General features: G+C 64.4%; 4 protein-coding genes and 1 pseudogene. 2 read left to right on the forward strand and 3 right to left on the reverse strand.

From position 1 onward, the window contains the following. The first annotated feature begins 217 nt into the window (after window positions 1–217). On the forward strand, window positions 218–3,004 hold the full coding sequence (gene ppc / locus Q8R73_RS20990) for a phosphoenolpyruvate carboxylase (RefSeq protein WP_305721463.1): 2,787 nt from the start codon (window positions 218–220) through the stop codon (window positions 3,002–3,004). A gap of 185 nt (window positions 3,005–3,189) precedes the next feature. On the opposite strand, the gene Q8R73_RS20995 is transcribed toward ppc, so the two are convergent. From Q8R73_RS20995 to Q8R73_RS21005, 3 genes are all read right to left on the reverse strand, one after another. After that, a complete protein-coding gene (locus tag Q8R73_RS20995; RefSeq protein WP_305721464.1) occupies window positions 3,190–4,104 on the reverse strand; it encodes an SDR family oxidoreductase in 915 nt (304 codons plus the stop codon). Window positions 4,105–4,213: 109 nt separating this feature from the next. Beyond that, entirely contained in the window at window positions 4,214–5,353 is a 1,140-nt protein-coding gene (locus Q8R73_RS21000; RefSeq protein ID WP_305721465.1) for a thiolase, read from the reverse strand. 5 nt (window positions 5,354–5,358) lie between these two features. Further along, on the reverse strand, window positions 5,359–5,772 hold the full coding sequence (locus Q8R73_RS21005; RefSeq protein WP_304741010.1) for a Zn-ribbon domain-containing OB-fold protein: 414 nt from the start codon (window positions 5,770–5,772) through the stop codon (window positions 5,359–5,361). A gap of 243 nt (window positions 5,773–6,015) precedes the next feature. Here Q8R73_RS21005 and Q8R73_RS21010 point away from each other — a divergent pair. Then, window positions 6,016–6,240 (forward strand): annotated as a pseudogene (locus Q8R73_RS21010) (amidase); the annotation flags it as partial.

Here is a 6,240-nt window from a genome sequence, read left to right on the forward strand (position 1 = left end):
GATTACAAGGTCCCGAAACACGTCGAAATCCAGCAAAACCTGCCGCGCGAGGATTCCGGCAAGATCTTCAAGCGCCGCCTGCGCGATCCCTATTGGGAGCGGGCGGGAAGGAAGATCTAGGCGCCCGTGTCCCAGCGTCTCCCGCCATCTTTATCTTGCACTGCGGCAAAAAACTTGCACACTCCAGACTGCCGGGCAATTTCTGGAGTAGCCGACCATGTCACCCCAGATCATGCCTTCCGACCCGGATTCGCGTCCCAACCGCAGCGAAGACGTCGAGGCGGATGCCCGGCTTCGTGAGGAAATCCGGCTGCTGGGCCGCATACTCGGCGACACCGTGCGCGACCAGGAAGGCGCCGACGTGTTCGATCTGGTCGAACGCATCCGGCAGACCTCGATCCGGTTCCACCGCGACGAGGACAAGACCGCCCGGCGCGAGCTCGAACTGATCCTCGACAGCATGTCGATCAGCCAGACCGTGCGCATCGTGCGCGCCTTCAGCTATTTTTCCCACCTCGCCAACATCGCCGAGGACCAGAACAACATCCGGCAGATGCGCATGCGCTCGTCCGCGGGCGGCACGCCGCACCCGGGAACGCTGCCGCTGACCCTGGCGCATGCCCGCGCGGCGGGATTTACCGCTGCCGACCTGCGCAAGTTTTTTTCGGCGGCCCTGATCAGCCCGGTGCTGACCGCGCATCCCACCGAAGTCCGCCGCAAGAGCACGATCGACCGCGAGATGGAGATCGCCGCCCTGCTGGACCGCCGCGAGCGGGTGCAACTGACACCGGAAGAGCGCGAGGCCAGCGACGAGCAACTGCGCCGCGAGGTGCTGACGCTGTGGCAGACCAATCTGTTGCGCCGGACCAAGCTCACCGTGCTCGACGAAGTCGCCAACGGCCTGTCCTTCTATGACTACACCTTCCTGCACGAGGTGCCGCGGCTGCACTGCGCGCTGGAGGACCGGCTGAACGAGGGCGACCCCGTGCGCGGCGAGCTGGCCTCTTTCCTGAGGATGGGAAGCTGGATCGGCGGCGATCGCGACGGCAACCCGTTCGTGACCGCCGAGGTGATGCGCGGCACGCTCAAGCTGCAGTCCAGCCGGGTGCTGCGCTTCTATCTCGAGGAACTGCACGTGCTCGGCTCCGAGCTGTCGCTCGCGGCGCATCTGGCCGATGTCTCCAAGGATCTGCGCAACCTCGCCGAACGCTCGCCCGACAAGTCGCCGCATCGCAGCGGCGAGCCCTATCGCCTGGCGGTATCGGGGATTTACGCGCGGCTCACCGCGACCGCGCTGGGGCTGGATGTCGGTATCACCCGGCGGCCGGTCGGCGAAGCCGAGGCCTATGCCGATGTGGCCGAGTTCAAGGCCGATCTCGACATTCTCTATCGTTCGCTGATCTCGAACAATTCGGGCGTGATCGCGCGCGGACGGCTGCGGCTGCTGCGCCGCGCCGTGGACTGCTTCGGTTTCCACCTCGCCAGCCTCGATATCAGGCAGAATTCCGCCGTGCACGAGCGCACCGTCTCCGAACTGATCGATGCGGCGATGCCCGGCATGTCCTATCTGGCGCTGAACGAGGAGGCGCGGGTCGCGCTGCTGGCGGCCGAACTGCGCAATGCCCGTCCGCTGACCTCCGCCTTCGTGAAATACAGCGAGGAAACCGCGGGCGAACTCGCGCTGTTCCACGCCGCCGCCGAGGCCCATGCCAAGTTCGGCAGCGATGTGATTCCCCAATGCATCATCTCGATGTGCAAGGGCATGTCCGACATGCTGGAGGTCGCGGTGCTGCTGAAGGAGGCCGGGCTGGTCCATCCCTCCGGCCGCAGCGCCATCAACATCGTGCCGCTGTTCGAGACCATCGAGGATTTGCAGGCATCGAGCGGCATCATGGACCGGATGCTGGCGCTGCACGATTACCGCAAGCTGGTGGACAGTTGCGGCGCGGTGCAGGAGGTGATGCTGGGCTATTCCGACAGCAACAAGGATGGCGGTTTCGTCACCTCGGGCTGGGAGCTCTACAAGGCCGAGATCGGACTGATCGAAGTGTTCGAGCGCCACCATGTGCGCCTGCGGCTGTTTCACGGCCGCGGCGGATCGGTCGGCCGCGGCGGCGGGCCGAGCTACGACGCCATTATCGCGCAGCCCGGCGGCGCGGTGAACGGCCAGATCCGCATCACGGAGCAGGGCGAAATCATCTCCAGCAAATATTCCAACGCCGAAGTCGGCCGCAACAATCTGGAAATTCTGGCTGCGGCAACCCTGGAAGCAAGCCTGCTGCAGCCCAAACACAGCGCGCCGCGGCGCGAATATCTCGATGCGATGGAGCAGTTGTCGGAGCTTGCCTTCAAAGCCTATCGCGGGCTGGTCTACGAGACCGACGGCTTCGTCGAATATTTCTGGGCGTCCACCGTGATCACCGAGATCTCGACGCTGAACATCGGCAGCCGGCCGGCTTCACGCAAGAAGACCCGCGCCATCGAGGATTTGCGCGCCATTCCCTGGGTGTTCAGCTGGGCGCAGTGCCGCCTGATGCTGCCGGGCTGGTACGGCTTTGGCAGCGCGGTGGAAAGCTGGATCGCGCAGCACCCCGACAAGGGCATGCCGTTCCTGAAGGAGTTGTACCGCGAATGGCCGTTCTTTCGCACGCTGTTGTCGAACATGGACATGGTGCTGGCGAAAAGCTCGATCGCGATCGCCTCGCGCTATGCTGAACTGGTGCCCGATACCGAACTGCGCGAGAAAATCTTCGGCCGCATCCGGCGCGAATGGCATCTCTCGATCGAAACGCTGCTGGATATCATGGGACAGGAACGCCTGCTGCAGGGCAACCCGCTGCTGGACCGCTCGATCCGCAACCGCTTCCCGTACCTCGATCCGCTCAACCATGTGCAGGTCGAATTGCTGAAGGAGCACCGCGCGCAAAACCCCGACGAGCAGGTGCTGCGCGGCATCCAGCTCACCATCAACGGGATTTCGGCGGGCTTGCGGAACAGCGGGTAGGCAAAAATGCGACGGCGAGTTTCGTAGGGTGGGCAAAGGCGCCCTTGCGCCGTGCCCACCAGATTGACCGTCATATAGATATTGCGCTGTATGGCGGGCACGGCGCGGAGCGCGCCTTTGCCCACCCTACGCTTCGCTGTCGTTCCGGGGCTCGCGAAGACGCGTGTCCGGAATGACGTCCCCTCTCAGATCGGATCCCAGGGGAAAATATCCGCGGAGCGGTCGAGCTTGTAGAACGACCCCTTGAGCGCCGGCATGCCGTGTTCGGCGATCGTCTGCGGCGTCCAGCCCTCGCCGCGATGCACCGAGCGAACCGGCCGGTTCTGGCTGAACAGAAAAAGCTCGTTCATGCGCGCGCCGAAGATCTGCCCGGATACCTCTTTGGCGGCGTCGCTGAGCAGATAGGCGCAGATGGGTGCAATCTTTTCCGGGCCCATCTGCTTGATCTTCTCGACCCGCGCCTTCTCCGCTTCGGTCTCGGTCGGAATGGTGCCGATCATGCGGGTCCAGGCGAACGGCGAGACGCAGTTGGAGCGCACGTTGAAGCGCCCCATGTCGAGCGCGATCGACTTTGACAGGCCAACGATGCCGAGCTTGGCAGCGGCATAATTGGCCTGGCCGAAGTTGCCGATCAGGCCCGAGGTCGAGGTGAAGTGCACGAAGGAGCCGCTTTCCTGCTCGCGGAACAGCCGTGCCGCAGCATGGCTGACGTAGAACGAGCCCATCAAATGCACCTTGATGACGGATTCGAACGCCTCCACGCTCATCTTGTGGAAGATCATGTCGCGCAGGATGCCGGCATTGTTGACGACGCCGTCAAGCCTGCCGAAATGATCGGTCGCGGTCTTGACGATCTTGCTCGCGGGGATCGCTTCCGCCACCGACTCGAAATTGGCGACCGCGGTGCCGCCGCGCTTCTTGATCTCTTCCACGACCTCCTCGGCGGGCGCGGCGCTGTTGCCGGCGCCGTCGGCGGCAACGCCGGGATCGTTGACCACGACCTTCGCGCCCTCCGCAGCGCACAACAGCGCGATCTCGCGCCCGATGCCGCGGCCCGCGCCGGTGACGATGATGACTTTGTCCTGCAGTGATTTTGTCATGGGGTGCTCCTGTTGTCCTTCGTCATTCCGGCGCGATGCGAAGCATCGAACCCGGAATCTCGAGATTCCGGGTCTGGTCCTTCGGACCATCCCGGAATGACGAAGGTGATTACTTCTCGTTCGTGAAGATGATCGTGCCTGATGCCGCGAACATGCCGCCGACGCCGTGGCAGACCGAAATTTTGGCATCCTTGACCTGGGCCGGCGCTAGCCCACGCATCTGTCGCACGCTCTCCTGCAGCGCGTACATGCCGTACATGCCCGAATGCATGTAGCTCAAGCCGCCGCCATTGGTGTTGAGCGGCAGCTTGCCGCCGGGACGGGTGTGGCCGTCGGCGATGAACTTTCCGGTCTCTTCGTGCGGCATGAAGCCGAGATCGCCGAGGCCGTAGAGCGGCAGATGCGCGAAGGCGTCGTAGATCATCAGATGATCGACGTCCTTGTGGGCAATGCCGGCCTCCTTGAAGGCGAGGGGACCTGCGGTGCGAAAGGCGCGCGAACTGTCGAAAGTCTCCATCTGGCTGACCATCGGCGTTTCCACGCTCTCGCCGGTTCCGAGCACATAGACCGGCTTGTTCGGAAAATCCTTCGCCCGGTCAGCCGAGGTCAGGATCAGCGCGCCGCCGCCGTCGGTGACGAGGCAGCACTGCAGGATGCGGAACGGGTAGGCGATCATCTTCGAGTTCAGCACGTCCTCGACCGTGATCGGCGCCTTCATCATGGCGCGCGGATTTTTCGCCGCCCATTCGCGCTGCACCACCGCGACCATGGCGATCTGCTCATGGGTGATGCCGTGGGTCTTCATGTAGCGCAGCACCGGGATCGGAAACATGCTCGGCGGCCCGTAGACGCCGAACGGCGACTCGAACTGGCCATTGAGACTGTCCGGCGGCGTCGAGCGCGGCAGCTTGCCGATCATCGATTTGCCGCTCTCGGCATGGGTGATCAGCACGGTCTTGCACAGCCCGGCCTCGATTGCCGCCGCGGCATGGCGGACATGCAGCATGAACGAACAGCCGCCGACCGAGGTGCCGTCGACCCAGGTCGGCTTGATCCCGAGGTAATGCGCGATCTGCTGCGGCGTCTCCACCGCGGTGGCGATGCCGTCGATATCGGACAGCTTCAGCCCGGCATCGGCAATGGCGTTGAGCGCGGCATCGGCGTGCAACTGGATTTGCGACATGTTGGGAATGACGCCGAGCTCGGTGGTCTCGGCTGCGCCGACGACGGCGACTGCGTTTCTGCGCATGGTGCTTAGCCCTTCGCCGGTCGGAACAGGGGAAGGGTGATCTTGTCGTCGAGCTTCTCGAACGCGACTTCCAACTTCATGTCGAGCTCCAGCGCCTCCGGCGTCTGCGGACAGTCGACGATATTGCTCATCATCCGCGGGCCTTCCTCCAGTTCCACCACGGCAATCGCGTAAGGCGGCGTGAAGCCCGGTGCTGCGGGGCGGTGGTTGATGACATAGCTGTAGAGCGTGCCCTTGCCGCTGGCCTTGAAGATGCTGACCTTGCGCGAGGCGCAGGAGGGACAGAACGGGCGCGGCGGAAAATAGACGTTGGCGCAGGCGTCGCAGCGCTGCAGCCGCAGTTCGCCGGCGGCGGTGCCATCCCAGAAATGCTGGGTTTCAGGGGTCGGTTTCGGTCGCGCGCGCGCTGGCTCGGCCATATCGGTCATTTCCTCCGGTGGGATCGGGCGGCGTGGCCCGCAGGTTGCGGTCTTGATGCGACATTGACCATTCGGCGTCAACGGTCCAGCCGCGCCGCTGCATGGCGCGTATTCCGGCACACGCACTGTCGGTCTCCCGGCGAGCTTGCATACCCCCGCCGGGGCTCGCTTGCCTCGAGGATTGATCGGCCGCGCGCCGTGCTCCATAACAATGCGACAACCCTTAGGAAGCGAGCACGCGCCATGCCCAATATCCCGACTCTGGCTACACTGGCCGACGATCTCGCCGGCGGCCGCACCAGCGCCCGCAAGCTGGTCGATGACTGCCTGGCCAGGATCGCCGACAGCACGGGCGAGGGCGCGCGGGCTTTTGTTCGTGTCGATGCGGAGGCGGCGATCGAGGCCGCGGAGGCGATGGACCGTTTGCGCGAGGTCAAGGCTGCGCCGTCGCGGTTCGCCGGCATTCCG

The sequence above is a fragment of the Bradyrhizobium sp. genome (assembly GCF_030697065.1).
In the GTDB taxonomy this organism is placed as follows: domain Bacteria; phylum Pseudomonadota; class Alphaproteobacteria; order Rhizobiales; family Xanthobacteraceae; genus Bradyrhizobium.